Origin of the sequence: Kribbella speibonae (assembly GCF_004331375.1) — a bacterium.
Lineage (GTDB): Bacteria > Actinomycetota > Actinomycetes > Propionibacteriales > Kribbellaceae > Kribbella > Kribbella sindirgiensis.
In genome coordinates, this window is record NZ_SJKC01000007.1 from 192,690 (window position 1) to 217,591 (window position 24,902).

The 24,902-nt window shown below is 68.0% G+C and carries 20 protein-coding genes; 8 read left to right on the plus strand and 12 right to left on the minus strand.

Annotation, left to right across the window (positions count from 1 at the left end; translation table 11 throughout):
* Together E0H92_RS37685 and E0H92_RS37690 are read left to right on the plus strand one after the other, a co-directional pair.
* A complete protein-coding gene (locus E0H92_RS37685; protein ID WP_131499662.1) occupies nt 1–957 on the plus strand; it encodes an NAD(P)-dependent alcohol dehydrogenase in 957 nt (318 codons plus the stop codon).
* Nucleotides 958–984: 27 nt separating this feature from the next.
* Entirely contained in the window at nt 985–2,073 is a 1,089-nt protein-coding gene (locus E0H92_RS37690) for a Gfo/Idh/MocA family protein (RefSeq protein WP_131499663.1), read from the plus strand.
* A 51-nt stretch (nt 2,074–2,124) separates the two neighbouring features.
* Here E0H92_RS37690 and E0H92_RS37695 read toward each other — a convergent pair whose 3' ends face one another.
* The 6 genes from E0H92_RS37695 to E0H92_RS37720 all read right to left on the minus strand — a co-directional run bounded on the left by E0H92_RS37695 (nt 2,125) and on the right by E0H92_RS37720 (nt 11,636).
* Nucleotides 2,125–5,760, minus strand: a complete 3,636-nt coding sequence (locus tag E0H92_RS37695) for an outer membrane protein assembly factor BamB family protein (protein ID WP_131499664.1) — start codon at nt 5,758–5,760, stop codon at nt 2,125–2,127.
* Nucleotides 5,757–6,836 (minus strand): HupE/UreJ family protein, encoded by a 1,080-nt coding sequence (locus E0H92_RS37700; RefSeq protein WP_131499665.1) that lies wholly within the window; start codon nt 6,834–6,836, stop codon nt 5,757–5,759. Before E0H92_RS37700 ends, E0H92_RS37695 begins: the two co-directional genes overlap by 4 nt.
* A 124-nt stretch (nt 6,837–6,960) precedes the next feature.
* Nucleotides 6,961–9,024: an elongation factor G gene (gene fusA / locus E0H92_RS37705; RefSeq protein ID WP_131499666.1), complete on the minus strand. Its 2,064-nt coding sequence runs from the start codon at nt 9,022–9,024 to the stop codon at nt 6,961–6,963.
* 309 nt (nt 9,025–9,333) lie between these two features.
* Entirely contained in the window at nt 9,334–9,762 is a 429-nt protein-coding gene (locus E0H92_RS45360; protein WP_238173770.1) for a hypothetical protein, read from the minus strand.
* A gap of 441 nt (nt 9,763–10,203) precedes the next feature.
* A complete protein-coding gene (locus E0H92_RS37715) occupies nt 10,204–10,875 on the minus strand; it encodes a GAF and ANTAR domain-containing protein (RefSeq protein ID WP_131461228.1) in 672 nt (223 codons plus the stop codon).
* 122 nt (nt 10,876–10,997) lie between these two features.
* Entirely contained in the window at nt 10,998–11,636 is a 639-nt protein-coding gene (locus tag E0H92_RS37720; RefSeq protein WP_202874023.1) for a hypothetical protein, read from the minus strand.
* A gap of 125 nt (nt 11,637–11,761) precedes the next feature.
* Between E0H92_RS37720 and E0H92_RS37725 the strand changes: the two genes are divergently transcribed.
* From E0H92_RS37725 to E0H92_RS37735, 3 genes are all read left to right on the plus strand, one after another.
* Nucleotides 11,762–12,205, plus strand: a complete 444-nt coding sequence (locus E0H92_RS37725) for an Hsp20/alpha crystallin family protein (protein ID WP_131338535.1) — start codon at nt 11,762–11,764, stop codon at nt 12,203–12,205.
* A gap of 46 nt (nt 12,206–12,251) precedes the next feature.
* The gene (locus tag E0H92_RS37730; protein WP_131461227.1) at nt 12,252–12,524 is read left to right on the plus strand and encodes a hypothetical protein; all 273 of its coding nucleotides are present in this window, start codon (nt 12,252–12,254) and stop codon (nt 12,522–12,524) included.
* A 166-nt stretch (nt 12,525–12,690) separates the two neighbouring features.
* Complete coding sequence (locus E0H92_RS37735) at nt 12,691–12,921, plus strand: DUF2188 domain-containing protein (protein ID WP_131499667.1); 231 nt, start codon at nt 12,691–12,693, stop codon at nt 12,919–12,921.
* A gap of 49 nt (nt 12,922–12,970) precedes the next feature.
* Here E0H92_RS37735 and E0H92_RS44490 read toward each other — a convergent pair whose 3' ends face one another.
* The 5 genes from E0H92_RS44490 to E0H92_RS37755 form a co-directional block, all read right to left on the minus strand.
* Entirely contained in the window at nt 12,971–13,117 is a 147-nt protein-coding gene (locus E0H92_RS44490; protein WP_165550217.1) for a hypothetical protein, read from the minus strand.
* Between the two features lie 175 nt (nt 13,118–13,292).
* Complete coding sequence (locus tag E0H92_RS37740) at nt 13,293–13,634, minus strand: PRC-barrel domain-containing protein (RefSeq protein WP_131499668.1); 342 nt, start codon at nt 13,632–13,634, stop codon at nt 13,293–13,295.
* Entirely contained in the window at nt 13,621–13,914 is a 294-nt protein-coding gene (locus tag E0H92_RS37745; RefSeq protein WP_131499669.1) for a hypothetical protein, read from the minus strand. The genes E0H92_RS37740 and E0H92_RS37745 overlap by 14 nt, the downstream gene beginning before the upstream one ends.
* A gap of 2 nt (nt 13,915–13,916) precedes the next feature.
* The gene (locus E0H92_RS37750; RefSeq protein ID WP_131499670.1) at nt 13,917–15,146 is read right to left on the minus strand and encodes an NRAMP family divalent metal transporter; all 1,230 of its coding nucleotides are present in this window, start codon (nt 15,144–15,146) and stop codon (nt 13,917–13,919) included.
* Complete coding sequence (locus E0H92_RS37755; protein ID WP_131499671.1) at nt 15,143–15,580, minus strand: hypothetical protein; 438 nt, start codon at nt 15,578–15,580, stop codon at nt 15,143–15,145. The genes E0H92_RS37750 and E0H92_RS37755 overlap by 4 nt, the downstream gene beginning before the upstream one ends.
* 137 nt (nt 15,581–15,717) lie before the next feature.
* Between E0H92_RS37755 and E0H92_RS44495 the strand changes: the two genes are divergently transcribed.
* On the plus strand, nt 15,718–15,864 hold the full coding sequence (locus E0H92_RS44495; protein ID WP_165550218.1) for a hypothetical protein: 147 nt from the start codon (nt 15,718–15,720) through the stop codon (nt 15,862–15,864).
* A gap of 19 nt (nt 15,865–15,883) precedes the next feature.
* Here the strand turns inward: E0H92_RS44495 and E0H92_RS37760 are convergent, their stop codons facing one another.
* Nucleotides 15,884–16,612, minus strand: coding sequence for an endonuclease/exonuclease/phosphatase family protein (locus E0H92_RS37760; protein ID WP_238173789.1), 729 nt, complete (start codon nt 16,610–16,612; stop codon nt 15,884–15,886).
* Nucleotides 16,613–16,810: 198 nt separating this feature from the next.
* On the opposite strand from E0H92_RS37760, the gene E0H92_RS37765 reads away from it, so the two are divergent.
* A complete protein-coding gene (locus E0H92_RS37765) occupies nt 16,811–18,304 on the plus strand; it encodes an MFS transporter (RefSeq protein WP_131499673.1) in 1,494 nt (497 codons plus the stop codon).
* Nucleotides 18,305–18,418: 114 nt separating this feature from the next.
* Entirely contained in the window at nt 18,419–24,856 is a 6,438-nt protein-coding gene (locus tag E0H92_RS37770) for a glycoside hydrolase domain-containing protein (RefSeq protein ID WP_131499674.1), read from the plus strand.
* Nucleotides 24,857–24,902: the final 46 nt, after the last annotated feature.

Consider the following 24,902-nt stretch of genomic DNA (forward strand, 5'->3'; position numbering starts at 1 on the left):
GTGAAGGCGGTTGTGTACGACCGGCACGGAGGGCCCGGCGTGCTGCGGGTCGAGGATGTTCCGATGCCCTCGCCCGCCGCCGGTCAGGTGCGGGTCAGGATCGTCGCGACCTCTCTCAACCTGAGCGACTGGGAATGCCTGCGCGGCTCGCCTGCCTACGCGCGGATCGGCGGACTGCGGGCACCCGCGCGCCGTACGCTCGGATCGGATATCGCCGGCGTGGTGGACGAGGTGGGCGAGGGCGTCACCCGGTTCCGGCCCGGCGACGAGGTGTACGGCGACAACCTCGCGCTGAAGGGTGGTTTCGCGGAGTACGCCGTCGCGCCGGAGCACGCGCTGGCGCACAAACCTGCCGAGCTCACCTTCGCGGAGGCCTCCACCATCCCGCAGGCGGGAGCGATCGCGCTCCAGGGCACCAAGGGCGCCGCAGTTGACCGTCGGATCCTGATCAACGGCGCCGGCGGCGGCTCAGGTTCGTTCGCGATTCAGCTCGCCAAACGGCTCGGCGCGCATGTCACCGGCGTCGACAACGCCGCCAAGCTCGACTTCATGCGATCGGTCGGCGCCGACGACGTGATCGACTACCAGCGCCACGACTTCACCCGCACCTCCCGTCCGTACGACGTGATCCTGGACCTGGTCGCACACCGGTCGGTCTTCGCCTACCGCCGTTCGCTGGCACGCGGCGGCACTTACCGCTGCGTGGGCGGGTCGGTGCCGACGTTGCTCCGACTCCTCACCGGGGGCTGGCTGATCGGCCGCCTGACCGGACGCACCATCGGCGTACTCGCCGTCAAAGAAGGCCCAGCTCATTTCGAGCCACTCGCCGACCTCTGCGCGACCGGCCAGCTAACCATCCACATCGACAGCACGTTCACCCTCGACGAGGTCCCCGCCGCGCTCGCCCGAGTCGGCGCGGGCCAGGCCCTCGGCAAAGTAGTCATCACCCTCGCCTGATCGCGCTGACCGGACTGAAAGGTTGATATGAGCATCGACGTGATCGTCGTCGGCCTCGGCTTCGGAGCGGACTTCGCCCCGATCTACCAGGCCCACCCCGATGTGGGCCGGGTCGCCGTCGTCGACACGGACCCCGCACGGACGGCGGCAGTCGCGGACCGGCTCGGGATCACCGAGCGCTTCGCGAGTCTGGACGAAGCGTTGGCGGCGCCCGGCTGGGACGCGGTTCATCTGCTCACGCCGGTGCGCTTCCACGCCGAGCAGGTCCAGCAGGTTCTCAAGTCCGGCCGGCACTGCGCGTCCGCGGTGCCCATGGCGACGACGCTGGCCGACCTCGATGCGTTGATCTCGGCCCAGGAAGATGCCCAGCGCAACTACATGATGATGGAGACCGCGGTGTACTCCCGCGAGTTCTTCCACGCCGCGCAGTTGCTGGACACCGGGAAGCTCGGCCGGCTCACGTACTTCAAGGGTGACCATCTGCAGAACCTCGACGGGTTTCCGGACTACTGGCGCGGTTACCCGCCGATGCACTACGTCACGCACGCCCTCTCCCCCGCGCTCGCGTTGGCCGGCACCCGCGTCGAGTCTGTCCGCTGCGTGGGCTCCAGCCGGCTCACCCCGGACCACATCGGCGTCGCCGGTGAAGGCTTCGGCACCGAGGCCGCACTGTTCAAGCTCGCCGGCGACGACCTGGTCGCGAACGTGACGATGTCGTTCTTCCAGCTCGGCCGCAGCTACCTCGAAGGATTCTCGGTGTACGGCGACGAAGGCGCACTGGAGTGGCCGCAGCTCGAGGGCGGACCGATGAAGGAGTTCCGGATGGCGCCGTTGACGCAGAACCAGCGCGGACGGGCCGTCAGCGAGATCGACGTGGAGCCGGCCGGCGCACCGGAGCTGCTTCCGGCCGAGCTGCGAAAGTTCACGAACGGCGGACACGGCGGGTCGCATCCGCACCTGGTGCACGAGTTCGTGTCGAGCATCGTCGAAGACCGGCAGCCCCGGGTAGATGCACGGACCGCAGCGACCTGGACCGCACCAGGCATCTGCGCCCACGAGTCCGCACTACAGGGCGGCACCGAGATCCAGGTCCCGGACTACGGGGCTCGGAGATGACGTGGCACACCCGGCGCCGGGGTGCGCGCCGGGTGTGCCGTTCGGTTCAGCTCAGAACGCGAACTGGTTCAGTACGGCGAACTTGTCGGTTGCTCCGCCGTTCGAGGCTGCGACGATCCGCCGGGTGATGGTGTGGGAACCGTCAACCGGGAGGTCGAGCTTGAACTTCGACATGGTCCAGATCGACTGCGAGTACCCGGTAAAGGGACCACTCGCGGTGCCGTAGACGAGGCCGTAGGTCTGGTTGTCGGTGCCCGTTCCGGACTGGCCGATCCAGCGCTTGGCGTCCGGAGTCTGGGCGAACGGACCGCCACTGGTGACGGGCGCATTACCCGAGACGGCCGAGCGAGAGCCCGCGCCGTCGTGGTCGAGCGCGTCGCCGGCCCACACCGTCAGCGGCGCACCGGTCGCGTTGGTGAAGGTCGTCGCCGCGGTGATGAACTGCTCGTCCGCGGTCGCGGTGTACGTCGTGACCACCTTGAGGTTCGGGTTCTCCGCCGAGGTCCCGGTGGCCTGGACGACCGCCCGGTCGCCGGTGTTCTCGACGATCCGTACGTCGGTCGACCGAACCTGCAACTGTTGCCAGGCGCTGCCGCCCGTCGGCTCGGTGGTGCTGACATACGGCAGATTGATCCAGTCCAACTGGTCGGGCTGTCCGGTGATCGCCATGTCGACGACCTTGCCGGGCGTGGACGGTGTCATCTGCGGGTCCTGGAACACCTTCGCGATCGCCATCGCAAGGTGCTTGTTCTCGATCACGATGTCACCCACACCGCCCTCGACCAGCCCGCTCGGCAGCCGCTTGCCGATGCTCGCGTCGACGTTGACCGGCGACACCTCCAGGTCGGCCTGATACGTGCCGCTCTCCCCCGCTTCGACAGCGCGCGCCGCGGTCGCGTACCCGAGCTGGGCGACCTGCACGGTGTACGTACCCGCGCCCTTCGGCAGACCGATCTGGTAGTTGCCAGCGGCATCGGTCGTCGTACGGCCGACCGCCGTACCGTCCTGGACGACCAGCACGGTCCCGTTGGCAACTGCTGCGCCAGTGGTCTTGTTGGTGACCTTGCCGGACACCAGCGGCCACGGCTTGGCGACGGGCCCACCTGGTGTGAACGCGTACAGGTTGCCGTCGAACGCACCCGTGACCACGGTGTTACCGCTGACCGCCGGACCCGCCGACACCCAGGTACCGATGTCCTGCGACCACAGCGGCTGACCGGTCCGCGCGTCCAGCGCGTAGAACCCACCACTGTTGGCGCCGACGAACAGCGTGGTCCCGGACAGCGCCGGCGAGGTGAAGGAGCCACCCCGGTACTGCGAACCCGGCAGCAACTGGTCCCAGATCACCGCACCTGTCGTCGCGTTCAGCGCGGTGACCGCGCCGCTCGGGAAGGACATGTAGACCGTGTTGCCCTTGATCGCCGCCGCGGACGGGGTCGCGCCGCTGCTCACCAGTGACGGGTGCGAACTGGTGTACGACCACAACACCGCGCCGGTCGCGCCGTCCCGGGCGACGATGCCGTTGTTCGAGCCCATGTAGACCTTGCCGTCGGCCGCGGACGGGATGCCGTCCTGCCAGCCGCCGAGGGTGTCGGTGCCCTGCCAGAGTTTGGCGCCGGTCTTCAGGTCGTAGGCGATGACCACGCTGCCGTCCTGGTTGCCGACGTAGACGCGGCCGTCCGCGACCGCCGGCGTACCGTCGCTCATCGTGTTGCCGGCCATCGGCGACGCCCACACCCGCTGACCGGTCTTCGCGTCCAGCGCGAGCAGCAGACCGGTGGCCGCCTCACCGAAGCGGGTCTGATACGGGAACAGCACCTTGCCGTCAGCAACAGTCACGCCGTAGTAGCCGTAGGTGCGCTGGTTGTTGCCTTCCGGCGCCGGCCCTGGGTCGTTGCGCCACTTCAGCTTGCCGGTCTCGGCGTCCACCGCGAACAGCGAGCCGCGCAACGTCGGGACGTAGACGAGACCGTCCGAGACCGCGACGCTGCCATGAACCGACGACGGCACGCTGTAGCTCCACAGCTTCTTGCCGGTCGCCAGCGAGACGGCGTGTACGGCGCTGGTCCCGTCACCGTTCTCGTCCCGCGTTCCGGCGTACACGACGCCGTTGACGATCACCGGCGAGCCGGTGACGAAGGTGCCCTTCGTCCGGTACGACCAGGCCAGGCGCTGCCCCGCCGCGATCGCGTCCGTCGCGACACCACTGTGCATGGCGTCGCCGTGGTGCTGCGACCAGTTCGCTCCGGCGACCGGCTGGACTGCCTTCTCACCGGTGAAGGTGAAGTCGGAGGTCCGTGTCCAGGTCGCGCCCGTCTTGTCCGCGGCCTCCACGACGATCCGGTGCTTGCCGGTGCGGACTCCGCGCGGAAGATCGGCGTACCAGGTGAACTCGCCGGTCGACTGCAGTGAGCGCCAGTCGCTCTTGTCGAGCTTGTAGCGGACCCGGACCGGCTGATCGGTGGTGTCGTACGCGTTCACCTGGATGCCGGGGAACCGGTCGAGCGGGATCGCGCTGCCCTGTGCCGGCGAGACGACGGTCAGGTCCTTCTCCGCGCCGTAGATCCGGAACGGGTTGTCGAAGGCCTTGTTGTTCATGTGCACGAACCGGAACCCGCGCGGCGCGTTGTCGATCGTGTACGAACTCGACACCGTCTGGATGTGCTTCGCGGTACCGGCGAAGTCGCTCTTGACCTCCACGTCGTTGGAGTGCTCGTGGCCGACCAGGATCAGCTCGGCGCCGTACTGCTCGAGCACCTTGCCGTACTCGTCGTACACCGACGGCGAACCGAACGGCACGTTCATCGGCTGATGAGTCAGTACGACGAGGTGCTTGCCCGGCCGCATGTTCTTCGCGAGGTCGGCCTTCACCCACTCCAGCTGCTCGGCGAACGGCGCGGCGCCGTTGTTCTCCAGGACCAGGAAATGCCGGTCGCTGTAGTCGAACGAGTACCACTCCGGGCCGACGTGCTTGCGGTAGTTGTTGATCCGGATCGCGTACGTCGTACCCGCCGAGTACTCGTGGTTGCCGACGGCCGGCCAGACCGGGACCTTCGAGTTCGCGGTCCCGCGCTTGTAGGTCTCGAACTCCGCGTCGGTCGCGTTGTTCGTCAGGTCACCGCTGACCTGGATGAAGGCGAGATCCTGCTTGGTGGAGTTGATCTCGGTGATCTGCTCCGGCAGCTGGGCGTTCACGTGCGGGTCGGCGACGTTGCCGAAGGTGAACCCGCCGTTCGCCGACTTCTTGTTCTTGCGGAGGCCGAAGTTGGCTTCCTTGGTGTCGCCGTCGGCGAGCTGCCCGAGGTTGCGGAAGAACTCGGGCGTCATGTTGTCGTCGGTACCGACGTCGTACCCGGCCGGCTGGGTGACGAAGACCAGGTCGACGTCGCGGCGCTCGACGTTCGTGGTGAACGTGTAGCGGCCTTGCGCGTCGGTGGTGACGATCTGCTGACCGTCGGACACGGCGACGCCGGCGAGGCCTGCCTCACCGGCGTCGATCCGGTTGTCGGCGTCCCGGTCCTCGAAGACCGTGCCGGTGATGGTGGCGCTGGGCCCGTCAACGGCGTCCGCGACCACGCCGGTGAGCGGTACGGCGATCACCAGTACGGCCAGGCCGCCGGTCACGCCGTACAGAAGCTTGTGCCACTTGGTTGTCTGATCGCGAGACGAGCGGGTCAGGCGAATCATGCGAGAAAGAACCTTTCTACGAACCAGTAAAGGCCGAAGACGGCGACGACCCCGGTCGCCGAGCGGACAACCGGAACCGCGACGCGGGTCCGGCGGATCAGCAGAACCAGAGGGAACACGGCGAGGAGCAGGAGCGCCTGGCCGACCTCGATGCCGACGTTGAAGCTCAGCAGGGACACGAGGAGTTCCGGACTGACCCGATCGGTGATCCGCAGCGACCCGGCGAAGCCGAGGCCGTGCAGAAGACCGAAACCGAAGACCACCGGGAGTCGATGGCGGGTGGAGCCGAGCAGATTCTCGACCGCGACGAACGCGATCGACAGCGCGATCAGCGGCTCGACGATCACCGCCGGCACGGACACGCCGCCCAGCAGGGTGGAGACAAGGGTGACGCTGTGCGCCACGGTGAACATCGAGATGACCTGCACCAGGCCGCGCAGGTTCGCCGCGCCGAGGATCAGCGCGACCACGAACAGCACATGATCGAGGCCGAGCAGGATGTGCTCGACGCCCATCTTCCCGAACTGCAGGCTGGAGCTGGCCACGGTGTTGTCGCCGACTCTGAAGTCGTGGTGCGACCTGTCGAACACCGTCCGGCCGGAGCCGTCCCCGAAGCCGTACTCGACGAGGTTGGTGTGGTCGTCGGCGACTGCTTCCTCGGCCGCGAACACGTCGTACCTCAGGCTGAAGGCGCCGGTCGAGCCGGGGCATTCGAAGACAAGGCCCAGGTCGGCGTACGCCTTCGTGGCGCGTGTACCGACGGCAGTCGTCTCGAGCGCGGGCTCACAGGCCGCACCGTCGACCGAGACGATCACACGGTCGTGCAGGTACTCACCGATCTCGTTCTTCGCGGTGTCCAGGGCCTGCGACCGTTGCCCGTCGTCGCTCGCCGGTCCGCCTAGGGCGATGGCGCGCGAGAGTACGTCGTACTCGAGGCTGAGGAGCCAGGTCACCCGGTTGCCCTCTTGGTGGACGCTCGAGTAGCCGGTCGACGCGATGACGTGGGCCGAGGCAGACGAGGCACCAGTCAGGAACAACAGGACCGTAAGCCCGGTGAGCACCAGCAGACGTCGCATGAGGTCTCATCCCACGCGACTCCGGCAACGTCTCAGTGACCGCTCAGCAAACAAGCCGCCAACGCTGGCCGCTGTTGGGACTGAGCAGCCCCGCCCGCGGGCGGGCGGGGCTGCTCATTTGGGGCTACTCCTCGGACCTCGTGGCTGGTGCCGGGGCGTAGCCGGTGGTTCGGGTGGTGAACGTTCCCCGGCCTTGCGTCCGGCTGCGCAACTGCGTTGCATAACCGAACAACTCGGCCAGCGGGACGGTGGCGACGATCACCATGCTGCCCGGCCGCGCCGTCGTACCCGTGATCCGGCCACGTCGTGCCGCGAGGTCCCCGAGTACGCCGCCCATGGCATCCTCAGGCACTGTCGCCGTGACCTCGGCGACCGGTTCCAGGAGCACCATCGCACTGGCACGCAACGCTTCACGCAGCCCGAGCCGGCCGGCCGTACGGAACGCCAGCTCCGAGGAGTCCTTCGAATGGGTGGCCCCATCCGTCAGCGTGACCCGCACACCGGTCACCCGGTGCCCGCCGAGTGGCCCGTCAGCCAGAGCATCCCGGCAGCCGGCTTCGACTGCGCGGACATACTCCTGCGGCACCCGTCCACCGACGACGACCGACCGGAACGCGAACACCTCCGAGCTGTCGGTCACCTCCAACGGTTCCACATCGAGGGTGATCTGGGCGAACTGACCTGCCCCGCCGTCCTGCTTGACGTGCCGGTACACCAGCCCGGACACGCCGCGCGCGACCGTCTCGCGGTAGGTCACCTGCGGCCGGCCGACACCGACCTCCAGCCCGTGAGCGCGACGTACCTTCTCCACCGCAACCTCGAGGTGCAGCTCACCCATGCCCGACAACAGCGTCTGACCGGTCTCGGAATCGGTCCGGACCGTCAGCGAGAGGTCCTCGTCGACCAGTCGCGCCAGCGCCGACGCCAGCCGGTCGGTGTCGGCGCTCCTGCGGGCCTCGACCGCCACGGAGACGACCGGGTCCGCCACGGCTGGAGGTTCGAGAACCAACGGTGCCGCCGGCGCGCACAGGGTAGCGCCGCTTCGTGCCGACTTCGGCCCGACGACCGCGACGATGTCGCCGGCGAACGCCTGCTGGACCTCCGCGTGCTGGTCAGCCTGCACACGCAGAATCCGGCTGATCCGCTCAGTGCGTCCCGCGCCCGCGTCCACGACTGTTTCTCCCTTCCGAATCGTTCCCGAATACACCCGCAGATACGTGAGCCGTCCAGTGGCGGTCGAGTTCACCTTGAACACCAGCGCCGCGAACGGTGCCGTCGGGTCGGCGACACGCTCCTGTACGGCGCCGTCCGACAGGCCGCGCACCGGGGGCACTTCCTGGGGCGAAGGCAGATAGGCGACGACAGCGTCCAGCAGCGGCTCGATCCCGCGGTTGCGGTACGCCGACCCGCACAGCACCACCACGCCGGTACCGGACCGCGTCAGGTCCCGCAGCGCCGCAGCCAGCGTCTCCGCCGAGACCGTTGACCGCGCCGAGAACTCGTCCAGCGCAACCGGGTGCAGCTCGGCGACGGCCTCCTCGAGCAGCCGGCGTCGTCGGATCGCCTGTTCCCGAAGGGCTTCGGGTACCACGCGCTCCGCAAAGGTGTCGTCCCTCCAGACATACGCCCGCATCGTGATCAGGTCGATCACTCCGCTGAACTCGGCCTCCGTCCCGATCGGCATCTGGACCACCAGCGGGGTCACGTGCAACCGCTCGCGGATCGAGGCCACCGCTGCGTCGAGGTCAGCGCCCGGACGGTCCATCTTATTGACGAACGCGATCCGCGGCACCCCGTGCCGGTCGGCCTGCCGCCAGACCGACTCGCTCTGCGGTTCGACACCCGCGACGGCGTCGAACAGCGCGACAGCGCCGTCGAGCACCCGCAGCGAGCGCTCCACCTCGTCGGAGAAGTCGACGTGGCCCGGGGTGTCGATCAGGTTGATCGAGTGCCCGTCCCAGTCGCAGCTCACCGCCGCGGCGAAGATCGTGATCCCGCGATCGCGTTCTTGGGAGTCGAAGTCGGTGACGGTCGTGCCGTCGTGGACCTCACCGCGCTTGTGAGTGGTGCCGGTGAGATACAGGATCCGTTCGGTGACGGTGGTCTTGCCCGCATCGACATGGGCGAGAATGCCGACGTTGCGCAGGCCGGACAGGTTCTGTTGACGGTGGTCGAGGTTCGTACGCATGGCCGATGGCCTTTCGGAGGATCCGGATCAGGACAGCGCGATTCCCGGACGAAGCGGCGTACCACGATCCGGCGGCTGCTCAGAATGCAGCCGCCTGCAGGACAGGCTCGGTCAGTTCGTCAGGGACAGGAGCCGACCGCGCAGTCGGCACCTGACACACGAAGACACCAGGATCACGTCGTACCGTGACCGGGGAACGCGCGCAGCGATGCGGTAACGCACGGCCGGGCTCCCCTCACTCGTCAAAGCAGTTCCAGCCAAGCGTAAGGCGACCGGCGAGACCGGACCACCGGATTTCACCGCGGCCCTCTACCGGGGAACGATCCCGCTCCTCCCCTGCCACGAGCCGTGCTCCGACAGCGGCCGGAACCGCAGGGTGGCGAACTCGTGGTGGAAGTCCCTGCGTCGGCGTTCGACCATCGCGGCGGCATGACGATCGGGTTCCGGCACCGTGCTGTGGCCGTGCACCATCTCCTCCATCTCCCGCACGGACCGCCAGACCGAGAACGTGGAGATCGTCCGGGGCGGGCGCATCGCGGCCAGCGCCAGCGTTGTCCCCGGATGGTCGCGAACCAGCCGCTCCACGGGCTTGCCCCACTTGAGAAACCTCGGCACCTCCAGAAGGCGCATCCGTGCCAGCGTGACCGCCACGACAGGTTCGGCAGCGTCCCACTCGCCCGCTCGCGCGGGGAGGTCAGGCAACGCCGCAAGCCGCGACCAGCGACGCAGGAACTGCATGCGCACATGCCATCCCGCCGCCAACTGCCTACCCAATGAGTTCTCCGCCAGGAAGGCCTCAACCGCCGCCTCGTCCTCCCACCGCGCAAACATCGCCATCCGCCGCAACTGCATACGAGCAGGCGAAACAGTCGGCGCCCCGAGCCGCATCAACGCCAGACACTCGGCATACCACAACCCGTCCGCGGGTGCCGGCGCCTTCCACAAAGCCCCGGCTGTCACGGCCGGCGGAACCTCCGCAAGATGAAACGTAAAGATCGTCATCGCGGGCAACTATCCCACGAGTCACGCCTGGAAAACCGTGGCTCGCGTCGTTCAGGTGCAGGCGGTCGCGCGCGCTGGTTCCAGAACGCGCGCGGCCTGGTCAGCCCCCCGATCTCGAGCCCGGCGACTGACCTGCCCCCGCAGTTCCCGCACAGCCGAACTTCACACCTGCACGCGTCATCCCTGGGTGGCGGCGATCAGGCGTCGGGCGATCTCTCGGAGTTTGATGTTGCCGTCCTGGGACAGGCGGGTGAGGAAGGCGAAAGCGCGGTCGTCGGTCAGGTGGTAGCGCTCCATCACGATGCCGACCGCCGTACCGATCATGGTCCGGGTCTGGACCGCTTCGCGCAGATCATGGATCTCGCGGGCGTAGTCGATCGCCATCGCGGCCTGGTGCCGGAACAGTTCTCCGAGCGCCCCCAGATCGCTGAAGGCGCCGACGGTCTCGGCGTACAGGTTGAGAGCCCCTCGGGACTTCGGAGCGTCGAAGAGCCGGATCCCGGCCTGCGCGCGGAGACCTGCGGCGACCGCGCTCACGGCGTACCGCGGAAAGCGTTCGTCCCGGGCAAGATCGGGCGACACGACGTGCACCGCATCCGCGGCTGCCTGGTAGCACGGCCCTTCGCGCAACTCGTACTGCGCCGCATCGACGCCCCACAACACGTCGTTCGTCGGCGCGACCGTCTCGAGCCGCCCGTCGGCATGCAGGATCGTGATGCTCGCGTAATCGGTCTCCGGCAGCGCTTCGACCGCCGCAGCCGTGATGCGACTGAGCGTGTGGTCGAGGTCGCCCGGAGTCAGCGTCGTCATCAGACTCTGAGCCACGGCCAGGAGCTTGTCATCGTTCACGACTCCACCGGTACCCGCGTCCTCGCCTCCCCGCACGGAGAAATCACAGTTCTGCGGGACAACTCTGAGGCCGGCACACCGGCGACGACGGCCGGGAAGCCGGTGGACTGCGGCCGTTGGGGTTACTGCGCTCGGGTCCTGTGTTCGTCGCGTAGCTGGTCGGTGGTCAGGTTGATGTCGGCGACCTGCCCGGCCAAGGCGGGGTTGCTGTTCTCGAGCTGGGCTCCGGCCTCGGCCAACGGCGCGAGCAACGTCGCGGTGTCGTTGTCGCCGAGCGCGTGCATCAGGCGATCGACACTTTCCTGGGTGGCGGCGTCGAGGTCGTCGAGCGCTGTGATCTGCGCGGCGAGCCGACGCAACTGGGCCGCGTTGTCCCGGGCCCAGTGTGTGACAGCGCGTTCACCGGCGCGGCGGTCGCGAGCTGCCTGCACTCGCTGTTCGCCCGTCATGTCGGCATGGTCGGTGCTGTGGGGGTTGAGTCGCAGGTAGCGTCGCTCGGCGGCCTGGCGGCTGGCAACGCCGAGCGCCGGCGCAAGGTCGGCCCAGCTGATGCCTTGTTCGCGCGCCGCACTGATGAGTAGCGGCTCCCAGGTCGCGAGCCGATCTTGCAGGGACCGCAGTTCGGCCAGCGCGGCGAGAACGTCCGCCGAGCCGACGCCGGGCTCCGGGACTTCGTCGAGCTGCCGAACAACCTGTTCCACGGCGGCGAGCGCGGCCGCGACCGGAGACCGCGCATCGTCGGTTCGGTTGTCGGCAGCCACTCCATCACCTCATCTCGATGTCAGCGATTGGACGACATTCCTACTTGTCATCGCTTCGATGACATGTTATATCAGAAGTGCGTATTGACACCACAGTTGACTTGAGGCCACAGGAGGTGCAGACGATGTTGATGCGCACAGACCCGTTCCGGGAGTTCGACCGGCTGGCCCAGCAGGTGCTCGGGAGCCAGGCGCCGGGCACCTGGTCCCGGCCGACCGCGATGCCGATGGACGCCTACCGGCAAGGCGATCAGTACGTCGTTTCGTTCGATCTTCCCGGTGTCTCACCGGACGCGATCGAGCTGGACGTCGAACGCAACGTACTCACCGTGAAGGCCGAGCGCAGGCCGCTCGAGCTCGGTGAGGACGTGGAGATGCAGGTTGCCGAGCGCCCACTCGGGGTGTTCTCCCGGCAACTGTTCCTGGGTGACACGCTGGACGCCGACCGGATCGTGGCTCGCTACGAGGGCGGCGTACTGACGCTGAGGATCCCGATCGCCGAACAGGCCAAGCCCCGCAAGATCTCGATCGCGAGCACCGACGGCGATCGCAAGGAGATCAACGCCTGACCGGGCGCCGGTGACAGGGCTTGTTGTTGTCGACGGAGTGAGATCGATGACGGTGGACACACAGCAACTCGACGAGGCGTTCCTCGACCTGATGCTCGCCGACGACGAGCTGGTACACGCAGAGTTCGACGCCTTGATCGCTGCCTGCTGGGAGTCGCCGAGCGAGCCGCCGCTCGACAAGCCCTGTCCACCCGGCGGTGGGCAGACGGCACGGCCACCGTCGCGACGGGCGCGCCGGGGCGCGGCAGGCCCCGGGCGGCTGCTGCCGCGGCGGCCTGATGGCCGTGCCCGCGGCCCTCCGCGGCGCCGAAGCTGCTGACAGATCTCGATCCCTGCGTGTGAAGGAGGTGAACACAAAGACACTCGAGAGAACTCCTGACCGACGATGCGGCCGCCCGCCGAGTCACCCCCTCGACCAGGCGGGCCGCCGCATCATCCCGGCCCAGCCCAGACCCATCAAGGTTCAGCCTGCGGAGGCGTTCACCATGGCCGTTGACGACATCGAGACCTATTGCGAAAACGGAATCTGGAAGACCCGCTGGCGCAACAGCGAGATACCCTTCGCGGCCGGCGGCGGAAGACAACGCCAAACCAGCCAAGGTGCGATCGTGGCCTGCTGGTACGGCGTCGACCACATCATCACCGACCCCGACGGAACGATCGCGGAACACAACTCCTACCGCTACCGACGTGAGTACGAACCGTCCGCCCGTTAGCCGCGGCGCAACGTCGTACGTCGTGGGGCGCTACGCGTGCGGCTGCTGGTCAGCGAGGCTCGCCGGACTCGTTCTGTTCCGCCGATGGCAGGACCTTGTCGCCGTCGGATTCCTCGTCGACCCGGAGCGTCTCCCCGGCCGAGTCGACGATCTCGCTCTCGGACGGGTCGGCAGACGTGCGCACGTTGTCGTCCACGGAGTCACCACCATCGCGCTCGGGTCAACTCGTCGATCGTCGGACGATAGTCGTCGGCACGTTCGCCGGGCTCCTGGTACTCACCTGGGTTCTCGGTCATGAAACGGCCGGTGCCCGCTGACAAGGCGTCCTACTCATCGTCCACCTGACTGCCCGGGCGACGGAGCGAGGTGTTTCAGTAGCGGGGCATTTGGTGTAGTGGTTTCAGGTTGGTTCGGGGAGAGCGGGTGGTGACCGCTTGGTCTGTGATTTGCTCGATTTCTTGCCATGGTAGGTACCTGACGTCGCCGAGGCGGCGGTGGACCAGCCAGCGGAGGAGGGCCGGTCCGACGTGGCGCTCGTAGCCGAAGAGTCTGGTGGCGTGGTGTTCGACCACGATCAGGCCGTCGATCCGCAGGGCGCTCTGCATCGACGGCAGCAAGGGGCCGTCCTGTACCAGCCGTACGTCGGCGACGCCGCCGATGTCGTCGCCGTCGCGGTCGACCACGCGACGGCCGAGCAGGTCATTCAGTCGCATCGCCGGCTCCTGGGATCTTGTCGATGATGTGCTGCTCGGTCCAGTCGTCGTGGTGTTCGAGGTCGAGGTCGCGGTTGACGATCCGGACCGCGGTGTCGATATCCGCGACCTGCCCGGCAGGGATCCGTTCGCGGCCCGAGATCAGCGCGGCGACCACCGGCGGATCCGCGTCCAGGTCGAGTTCGACGTCGTCGACCTTGCCCAGCAGCCGGCCGGTGGCGTGGTCGATCAGCTGCCGGTCGAGGAGGTGGAGCTGTGCGTGCAGAACCCGTCCGGACATGGTCATTGCCCTGCTTTCGTCGCGATCATCAAGGGAATGGCGGCGACCGAGGCGATCACCAGGAGGGTCAGGTACAGCAGACCGAGGAAGTTCCGGATCCGCCCGTTCGTCTGCCGGCCGACATAGTCCGGATCATTGGCGATGATCAGGATCGGCAGATAGGTCAACGGCAGCGCCATCGCCGCGAACACCACGGAGTACTCCGTCACCAGCACCGGATCGACACCGGTCAGCAGGGTCAGGACCGCCAGGATCATGCAGACGATCATCACCACGTGGAAGCGCGACGCGTCCCGCGGCCGGACGAACTTCCCCCACTGCCAGCCGCGGTACTGCGCGATCGTGTAACCGCAGGACAACGCCGTCTCCAGTGCCGCGCCGAAGGTCGCCGCGAACACCCCGATGAGCACGACCGCCAGCCCGAGCTTGCCCAAGGCAACGGCCGCGGGCAGGGTCACTTGGCCCAGGGTCGACACCTCGATGCCGGCCGGCAGGTAGACCACGGCCGCACATCCGGCGATGGCCAGCGACAACAGCCCACCCAACGGGAACCCCACGAAGACATTGGTCCGTGCCGTGCGCAGATCCCGACGGGTCCACTTCTCCTCGACCCCTCCGGACGAGAAGAAGAAGACCTCGTACGGCGTCATCGCGGCGCCGAACAATGCGATCCCGTAGTACGCGTACGTCGCCCACGTCTCGTGGCCCGACGGACGCGGAGACCTCGCCTGGTGCAGCAGCTGCCCCCAGTCCGGCCCGAGCTTGAACAGTGCGACCGCGAACGCGATCAGCAGCAACCCCAGCAGACCGAACACCTGCTCCAGCCGGGAGAACTTCACCCGCCAGATCACCAGCCAGACCGCGAGTGCCGCCAGCGGCATCCAGAGCAGGTAGTTCACGCCGCTGGCCAGCTCGAACGCCAGCGCGACACCGCCGATCTCCGCGATCAGCGTCAGCAACGTGACCAGGAACGACGCGATCAGCGTGACCATCCCGGTCCGCGGACCGAGTCGTTCGCGAATCAGGTCGAACACCGGCCGGCCCGACAGCGCCACGATCCGCCCGGACATCTCGGCGTACAGGCAGATGCCGACCACGCCGACCACCACGACCCAGGCCATCCGCATCCCGAACCGGGCGCCGACCAGGGCGTTGGTCACCAGGTCGCCGATATCGACGAACCCGCCGATCGCGGTCAGGATTCCGAGCGTGACGCCGAGGAGCTTCTTCATCCGGACGACGCCGCGATCCGGCTCAGCTCCACGCCTGTCCGCCGCAGTACGCCGAGTTCGCGCGCCGCGGCCGCGAGGTCATCGTTGCCGAGGGCAATGCGGGTCGCCGTGACAGCTTGCTGGGCGTCGCCGAGCGCCCTGGTGACGTCCGCGTAGACGCGCCGCGACGCATCCGTTGACGGCTGCTGCGCCGCGAACGATCCGACCGCCCGTTCGACGCCCTTCTCGGCGTCGGCGACTAGCTGCCCGGCCGCCTGCGGCCACACCCGGGACGCCCGCAACTGCTCGACGGCCAATGCCGCCGTACCGACGTCCGACGCCGCCTCGCGAGCGGCCTGCGCAGCGGCATCACGCAGCTGCTGGTCCGGATTCCCGCAACCGCCGAGCAGCAGCACGAGCATCACCCCGCACCCTGTCCACAGCCGCCTCGACATACTCACATCCCCGGATCCGATAGTCGTACGAGCCCGGTACCCGCTCCGCAAACAGGCACCGAGCAGCGCGTGCGCGAATGAACGATGGGTGCCGCGGGCACCGGTCTGTGATCACGTTGGCTCGCAAGGAGGCAGACATGACTACCATTCCCACACCTCCAGGCCCGGTACCCCCGCTCCCCGACCCGGATCGCCCAGGCGGCGACGACCCCGACCTGACGCCGAACCCCGAGCCCGAGCCCGAACCGGACGAGGACCCGGACGAGCAACTCCCCCGCGAATAGCTACACATCAACCGAACGCTCAGCCGACCAGTACGTCGGTGACGACCGCGTAGTGGTCCGACGGAGGGCGGCCGTGGTCTTCGTCGAGTCCGACCAGGCGGGATCCGCGTGAGGGCAGCCTGTCGTTGGCCAGGATGTAGTCGATGCGGTGGTCCTCGAGCCACTCGCCGTGACCCAGGTACGGGTTGCGCGAGCTGTACGTCGCGCCGTCGTACCCGTTCGGCTGCCAGCAGTCGTCTAGTACTTCGAGCAGTGGCTTCAGCTCGGGCCGGTCGGGTGGCGTGTTCAGATCGCCCGCTACGACCACCTCGTCGCCGCCGGCCCTGAGCTCGGACACGAGTGCGGCCAGTGATTCGGCCTGCGTGAAGCGCTCACGTTCGTGGTTCTCTTCCCAGTCCAGGCAGCTCGTGATGAAGTGCAGACTGTGCGTGCCCAGGCGGATCTCCGCCCGGAGCGCGACAGTACCGGCCGACAGACTGTGCTGCTCGACCTGCCGCAGCGGAAAGCGGCTCAGGATCCCCAGTCCCAGGTGTACCTCGGGGTTCGGATCCCGCGGCATCCGGGACGGCGCGAACACCGGCGTCATCCCCAGTTCGAACCCGAGCAGATCGGTCTGCGACTGCCCGTCCGTACGCCAGGTCTCCTGCAGTGCGACGAACTCCGGCCGTTGCGCCCGGACCGTATCGGCGATCGCACGCTGCCGCCGCACCCACTCGCCACCGAACCGTCCCCAGACGTTCCACGTCATGAACCTCACGACTTTCTCACCCTCTCTTCCTTACACCTGGCAGGTACCCAGCACCGCCGGGTGGACACCCATTAGTGACCACTGGTCATAAATAGGTTAGGCTCCCCTAAGTTGAGTCATCGACTGGGAGGAGACCCCCGTGCAGCAGACCGCCCGAACACCCATGGACGACGCGCTGAAGTCTGTCGGTGATGCGTGATGTGGATCGCCGCAGCGCTCGCAGCCACGGCTCTGCTCCTCGCTCGCAAGCTCGGACTCCGTGGCCCGAACGGCGAAGCGACGAGCCGAACCGCGGCCGTGGTCCCGCCAGTTGTTCTGGTCGCCGCGCTCGCCGTCGCGCTCGCGCAGACAGTCGTCGTCGGTGTGTTGTCCCTGTTCGCACACGACCTGCAGGTCGACGCCGTCGGGGCGACCTGGTTGCTCACCGCCTTCATGCTCGCGTCCGCCGTCACCACCCCGATCGCCGGCCGCCTCGGCGATCAGTACGGCCACCATCGGCTGATCCTCGTCGGGCTCCTGCTGCTGTTGGCCGGTAGCGTGGTTGCCGCCATCAGCACGGACCACGGCTGGTACGCCGGCGCGCTCTCCGGCCGCGTTCTGCAAGGACTCGCCGGCGGAGTCTTCCCTTGTACGTTCGGCCTGGCCCGGCAGCTGGTACCGAGTCGCCGACTCCCGGGCGTCGTCGCGGGACTCAGCGCCATGTTCGGTGTCGGCGGAGCGGCGGGAATGGTCGCAGCCGGCCCCTTGGTCGACGCGAGCAACCTGGCGGCCGTGTTCTGGCTGGTTGCCGGGCTGGCCGTCGTCGCATTGATCGGCACCCTGCTCCTGCCTGCGCCCCGTCCAACCGCATCCCGAACAGCTCGCCCAGACCTTCTCGGCGGCGTTCTGCTCGCCGCGACGTTGGTCGCGCTCCTTCTCGCGGTCAGTCAGGGACGCACCTGGGGTTGGTCATCGCTCCCCGTCCTGGGTCTCGCCTGCGCGGCGGTCGTCCTCGGTGCACTCTTCGTTCTCGTGGAACAACGAGCCGCCGCACCGCTTGTCGACCTGCGCCTCCTCGTCGGCCGGCAGCTCCTGGCGATCAACGCGGTGACCGTTGTGATCGGCGTCGGCATGTTCGCCGCGGTCACCCTGCTGCCGTTGTTCGCGCAGACGCCTGCGCACCTCGGCTACGGCTTCGGGTACAGCCCGTCCCGCAGCGGCCTACTGATCGCACCGATCGGGCTCTTCATGGTGATCGCAGCCCCGCTGACGCCCCGGCTGGCCCGTGGGATCGGCGCGCGTGCGGTGTTCCAGGTCGGTGCGATGCTGGCGGCCGTCGGCCTTGCAGGACTCGCGTTCCTCCACGATCAGCCGATGACAGTCGCCCTCAGCGGAGCTGTACTCGGTCTGGCCTACGGATTCGCGTTCGGAAGTCTCGGATCACTCGTTGTCGACGCCGCCGCCGTCCAGGACACCGGCACAGCGACTGGGATCAACACCATCCTGCGCACCGTCGGTGGTGCGATCGGCAGCGCGATCGCCGTGTCCATCGTCGCCGGCAGCGCGAAGCCCGGTACCACTGCCCCGACCGAATCCGGCTACACGACCGCCTTCGCGGCGTCAGCGCTCGTCGCGCTGACCGCTGTCGCACTGGCCGCCGCGGTCCGATCCAGCTCCAGTTCAGGGCGCGCCTCAGCCGACCTCAGTGCCTAGCGCCCTGGGTATTGGAGGAACTCTGCATTAACAGGTGACGATGGGGTGGCGCGGAGGGAACCGCCGTACCTAGTGTTCTGCCGTTTGGCTGTTCCGCTCTCTGCTCGGAGTGACATGTCTCCCGTCTGCGCCGCCTCCCGCCAGCCCGTCGCACGCATCCGAACCGCGACGGCTCTCTTGCTCGCCTTCCTGCTCATACTGGCGAGCATCGTCGCGGTCGAACAACCGCACGCCGCGGCGCAGCCATCGGGCACCACCCCGGACCTCACCTCCCTGGTCGACCCGTTCGTCTCGACCTCCGGCGACCACGGCAACGACCTGCCCGGGGCCCAGGCTCCGAACAGCCTGGTAAAGGTGAACCCGATGACCTCGCCGGGCCGGAGCCATTCCGGTTACGACTACGCGCAGACGAACATCAACGGTTTCACCCAGACCAACCTCGACGGCGTCGGCGGGTCGGGTGCCGGCGGCGACTTCTTGGTCGTGCCGACCTCCGTGGCGTACGACGCGCGCCCGAGCGTCGCGTCGTACGCGCACCCGTTCACCCACGACGACGAGCACGCCTCGCCGGGCTACTACCAGGTCGGCCTCGGCGCCATCGCCGGCAAGGACGGCGCGATCACCCACCCGGACGGGAAGATCGCTGCCGAAATGACCGCCACCACGCGGACGGCCCTGCACCGGTACACGTTCCCGGCCGGCCAGACCCCGTCGCTGGTGATCGACCTCGCGAACAACTTCACCCAGCGCAACGCCTCCGACCTGACCACGACACCACTCGGCGACGGACGGCTCGTGCTCGCCGGGTCGTTCACGGGCTTCTTCAACGGTGCGACGTACAAGCTGTACTACTACGCGGAGACCGAGCAGAAGGTCGTCAAGAAGCAGACCTGGGCCGACGGTACGACGCTCGCCGACACAGCCACCCGTCGCGGTCGCGACACGGGCGCCGTACTGACGTTCGACCAAGCGGACCAAACCGTCGGGCTGCGCGTCACACTGTCACCGATCAGCACCGAGCAGGCCAAGGTCGATCAGGCAGCGGAGCTCGGCAGCAAGACCTTCGACCAAGTACGCCAGGACACCGGGCAGGCCTGGAACCGGATGCTGCAGCGGGTCAACATCACCGCGTCCGACCGCAGCGACCCGACCGGGGACCTCCGCAAGCTCTTCTACACGCACCTGTATCGCATGTTCGCGCTCCCGATCAACGCCACCAGTACGTCGGGGACCTACCGGGGCGTCGACGGCTCGGTGCACAAGGTCGACAACTACACGTACTACGACGGCTGGTCGTCGTGGGACGACTTCCGCAAGTACTCCGTGATCGCGTACGTCGCTCCCGATATCTACAAGGACATCATCCAGTCGCTCATCACGCGGATGGCCGACCAAGCGACCACAGGCAGCTCCGACGTCTTCGCCCCGACCCAGGGCGTGCCCAACGTCCGGTACGAGCGCTCCGCCGTCATCGTCGCGGACGCACTGTCGAAGGGGTACACCGGCTTCTCCCGGCTGGCGCAGGCGTACCCGGTGCTGCGGGATCTCACCGGCTACTACACGGGTCAGCAGCTGCGGCAAGGCTTCATCGCGGATCGCCCGGGCGACATGGCACAGCGCGGGTACGACCAGTGGGCGCTCGCGATCATCGCCGACGCCGTTGGACGCACCAACGACGCCGCAACGCTGCGCAAGCAGGCACTGCTTCCACTGGCAAACCAGTACAAACCGGGCGCATGGACGGCCGCCGACGGCACCAAGGTCGGTCTGCTGACTCCGCGCGACAGCAGTGGCAACTGGACGAACGTCGACTACGAGCAGTTCCAGGCCGCGAACCTCTACCAGGGCACGTTGTGGCAGTACAACTGGTACCCGGCGTACGACATGGCCGGCCTGATCAAGGCGACCGGCGGTCAGCACGCGACCGAGCTCGCGCTCCGTGAGCTGTTCGGTGAGGACGAGCCGGACAACGGGCGGGCGATGCTGCACTCGAACGCGAACGAGATCGACCTGCAGGCGCCGTACCTGTTCAACTACGTCAACGAGCCCGCACTGACGCAGAAATGGGTCCGCGCGATCTACACCAAGCAGACCTGGAACCGCTACATCGCCACCGGGCAGACCGACGGCAACAATCCGCCGTCGGGCAACGGCGAGTTCACCCCTCCGGTCAAGACCAAGGTCTATCAACTGGCGCCGGAGGGCTTCCTGCCCACGATGGACAACGACGCGGGAACCATGTCGACGATGTTCGTCGCCGCCGCGCTGGGCATGTTCCCGGTCACCGCGGGGTCGTCGCAGTACCAGATCGGTACGCCGTTCTTCGACTCGGCGACGATCGCGTACCCCAGCGGGCGCAACTTCACCGTGTCGGCCGCCAACGTGACGCCCGACAACTTCTACGTACAGTCGGCCAAGCTCAACGGCCGCGGGTTCCACAACACCTGGATCGACTTCTCCACCATCACCGGCGGCGGGTCCCTCGACTTCAGCATGGGCGCCCGGCCGAGCACCTGGGGATCCGACTCCGCGCCGGCGTACTCGCTCAGCAACCCGGCGACCGGCAAGCCGCAGACCTACCAGGTGACGGCTGACCGCACCACGGTTGCCGCGGGGGCGGACGGCAAACTCGCGGGCGGGGTCAAGCTGACGTTCGACCGCAGGGTGAAGCTCGCGGCCCGTGTCGGCACCGACCTGCTGAGGCAAGGAAGCGCCCGCGTGATCGGTCTGCCCGACGGGACCAAAGCATCCGTGACAGTGACCGGCGCGTCGACCGTGGCACTCGGGCTGAGCGGGCGGGTCAGCACCGAGGCGCAGGTCTGGATCGAGTTCACCGACGCGGCGTTCCGCGGCGGTGTGAAGGTCCGGCAGATCACGGGGCACGGCGTTTCGGCCACGTCGCCGATCACGCTCTCGGTCGCCGCCGCCGACCGCGCGGCAATGCAAGCGCTCGTGGGCGAAGGGTTGCTCGAGCGGCAGGGGAACTACTCGGTGACGTCGTACCGCGCGTTCACCGCCGCCCTCGCCCGCGCCAGGGCCGTGCTCGACGATCCGGCCGCGGCAGGAGCTGACCTACGCGCCGCGAAGGAGTACCTGCAGAGCGCCGCTGACACTCTGACGCTCAACGAAGGCGGCTACCGGGTTCTTCAGGCCGAGCAGAGCGACGAGTGGTCAGGACCTCCGCTGAACAACCAGGCCTACATGTCGGCCGGCAACCTGGGCGGCGTAACGGACGGATCCTGGATCCGCTATCTCGACCTCGACTTCACCGGCACGACTCCGAAGTACTTGCTGGTGCGCTACGCCAGCTCCCGCGATCCCAGCACCACACCGGCCCGTCTGCAGGTGCACGCCGGCAACCAGTCCGGTCCGGTGATCGGTCAAGCGGATCTGCCCGGCACCGGGGGCTGGGGCAACTACCAGACGATCGTCGTCAACCTGACCGACGCGGCGGAGCTCGTCGACGCGAAGACGGTCAGCTTCACGTTCAGTACGCCGCCGGGCGAGCAGTGGGTGTCGAACTTCGACTGGTTCCAGTTCACCCAGTCGCTGCAGTCGGACCCGAACGCGCCGTACGTCCTCGAAGCCGAGAGCTGGAGCAGCAACAGCGGCGGCAACCTCAAGAACGAGACCAGCACCTGGAGCTCAGGTAACGTCGTCGACGTCGGCGGAGTCAACAACGACAGCTGGCTGGACTACCGCACGGTCGACTTCGGTACGACGCCGGTCACCGACCTGTCGGTGCACTACGTGAACAACACCGCCCGCTGCGGGACGAACTCGCGCCTCGACGTCTACCTCGACGCGGCCGACCCCGCGAACCCAGGTACGCCGTTCGTGACGGTCCCGCTGGCGGCTACGGGCGACAACTGGGCCGCCGACGGCGCGACGAGCATCGCGCTGCCCAAGGCGCTGACCGGCAGCCACCGGGTGACGATCGTCAACCGGTCGACCACCGATGCCAGTCATCCGTACGTCGCCAACCTCGACAACTTCACGTTCACGCGGGCGGTCCAGAACACGCTCGACGTACAGGCCGAGACCTGGCAGTCCACCAGCGGCGATCCGCTCAAGGTCGAGAACAGCAACTGGGACGACGGCCCGGTCGCCAACGTTGGTGGCACCTATGACGGCGCCTGGATCGACTACGGCACCGTCGACTTCGGCGTCACCGGCCGGAACCAGGTCAGCGTGCACTACGCCGGAAACTCCGGTCGCGTCGGCGGCAACCCGCGCCTGGAGTTCTACCTCGACGCCGCCGACCCGGCCCATCCGAGCAACCCGATCGCCACCGTCGCGCTGCCCGCCACCGCGGCCAACTGGAACACCTCCGGTCTGGCAACAACCAAGATTCCGACCGCTGTGACCGGAAACCACCGGCTGTCCGTGGTCATGCGCGCCACGACGAGTGCGGCCTTGCCGTACGTCGCGAACCTCGACAAGTACACGTTCAGCACCGAGCAAGCTCCCGAGACCGTCGACAAGTCGAAGCTGGAGCAGGCGATCGCGACCGACGTACCCGGTCTCGACAGGTACCCCGTGATCGACGCGGCGGCGTACCGGCGCGAGCTCGCGGCCGCCAAGGTCCTGCTGGCCGACGACGCCGCTACACAGAGCATGGTCGACGCGCAGACGCGGAGCCTGCTGCTCGCTGCCGGCCAACTGGTGCCGAAGGTCCGGCGGCAGCTCGAGAACCTGGTCGCCGACGCGCAGTCGCGCACGAACCAGCGCTACACCGACGCGTCCTGGCAGACCCTGCAGAATGCGATCGCCCAGGCCAACCAGGTGCTGGCGGACAAGACCGCCACCGACGCGGCCCTCACCCAGCAGTTGCAGCGCCTCCAGACCGCGATCGACGGCCTGCGCGTCAAGGCGAAGACCGCGCCATCAGTCCCGCTCAACGTGTCCGCGGGCGGACAGGATTCGGCGCTCACGGTGAGCTGGCAAGCGCCGGCCGACGACGGCGGCAGTCCCCTGACCGGGTACGTCGTACGCCTGGCCGACGGCCACCTGCTGCGCGTCGACGACCCGGCGCAGCATGTGGCGACGTTCAGCGGGCTCAAGCCGGGTCAGACGTACGTCGCCGCGGTGAGCGCGGTGAACGCTCTTGGCACGTCACCGGCGTCGGCGTGGACAGCGCCGTACAGGGCCGCTTCCGTAGCTGCTGCTCCCGCGACCGCCACCTCGGCCGGCGTGAACCTGGCGGACGGCTTCCCATCGGACGCGTGGCCGAGCGACCAGTACCTCAACGAGCTGCTCGGCGCCTTCCCCGGCCTGCCTGCCAGTGTGAAGGGCGCCAACACCAAGGTTGATCGCGACCAGGTCGTGTCCATCAACGACAAGACCGCCCTGGCGATCAACAACGCCGCCACCACCGCAGAGATGAACCGCGCCCAGACCGACGCGGACCACTCCCTGCGGGAGACCGGGACCGACGCGCTGGGCTCCCGGCTCGGCCCGATCTACGCGCAGGCACTCGCCGCCGGAGAACTCCCGCAGACCAAGGCCGTCCTCGACCGCGTCGGCCAGAACATCCCCGGCGCCGACGCCGCCAAGGGCATCTGGGCCTACGACCGGCCGTTCCTGCGGCTCGGCCTGGCCAGCAACGGCGGCCTGATCATGGACTCTCCCGCCGGCGGGTACGACGGCTACACCACCAGCCCGTCGTTCCCGAGCGGCCACACGTACGGCGGCTATGTCGAGGGCACCACGCTGGCGACCCTGCTGCCGGAGATGGCGCCGACGATCCTCGCGCGATCCTCGGAGTACGGCAACAACCGCATCGTCAACGGCTTCCACTACCCGCTCGACGTCATGGGCGGCCGAATGATCGCGCAATCCGTCGTCGCCCACCGCTGGGCAGACCCGGCCTTCGCGCCCGCACTCGAGCTAGCCCACAAGGAACTCGAAACGGTCCTCTCCTCCAAGTGTGAGGCCGCCGGGTACACCACCATCAAGCTGTGCGCCGGCGACCCCTACGCGGGCCTGACCGACCCTGCCGCAACCCAGCTCTACACCTACCGCCTCGACTACGGCTTCCCCCGCGTCACCTCCGCCGGCCAACCCGAGATCGTCCCCGCTGAGGCGGCCGAACTCCTGACCACGACGTTCCCCGAACTGACCGACGAGCAGCGAACGCAGATCCTGCAGCAGACCGCCCTGGACTCCGGCACCGGCCTCGACCGCACCGCCGACGACCAGTCCAGCTGGATGCGCGTCAACCTCTCGAAGGCGATGACCGCCACATACCGCCTCAACCCGGACGGCACTCTCACCGTCACCAACTACTCCGACGCCACCGCCGCCAGCATCGCGACCCTCACCCGAATCACCGCCAACGGCAGCCCCATCGACGGCTTCGACCCAGCCACCAAGACCTACATGCTCGACTGGCCCTGCCGCGCCCCACGCATCACCGGCACCCCGTCAATCCCCGGCGCAACAACAACCATCACCACCACCGCCGACCGCACGATCATCACCGTGACATCCGCCAACAGGTCAGTCACAACAAAGTACGCCGTACAACTCCACCGCACGCCACGCTGCTGAGCCGCCGAGCGGCCGGGGTTAGAGCCAGCCTCTGCTAAGGGCCTCT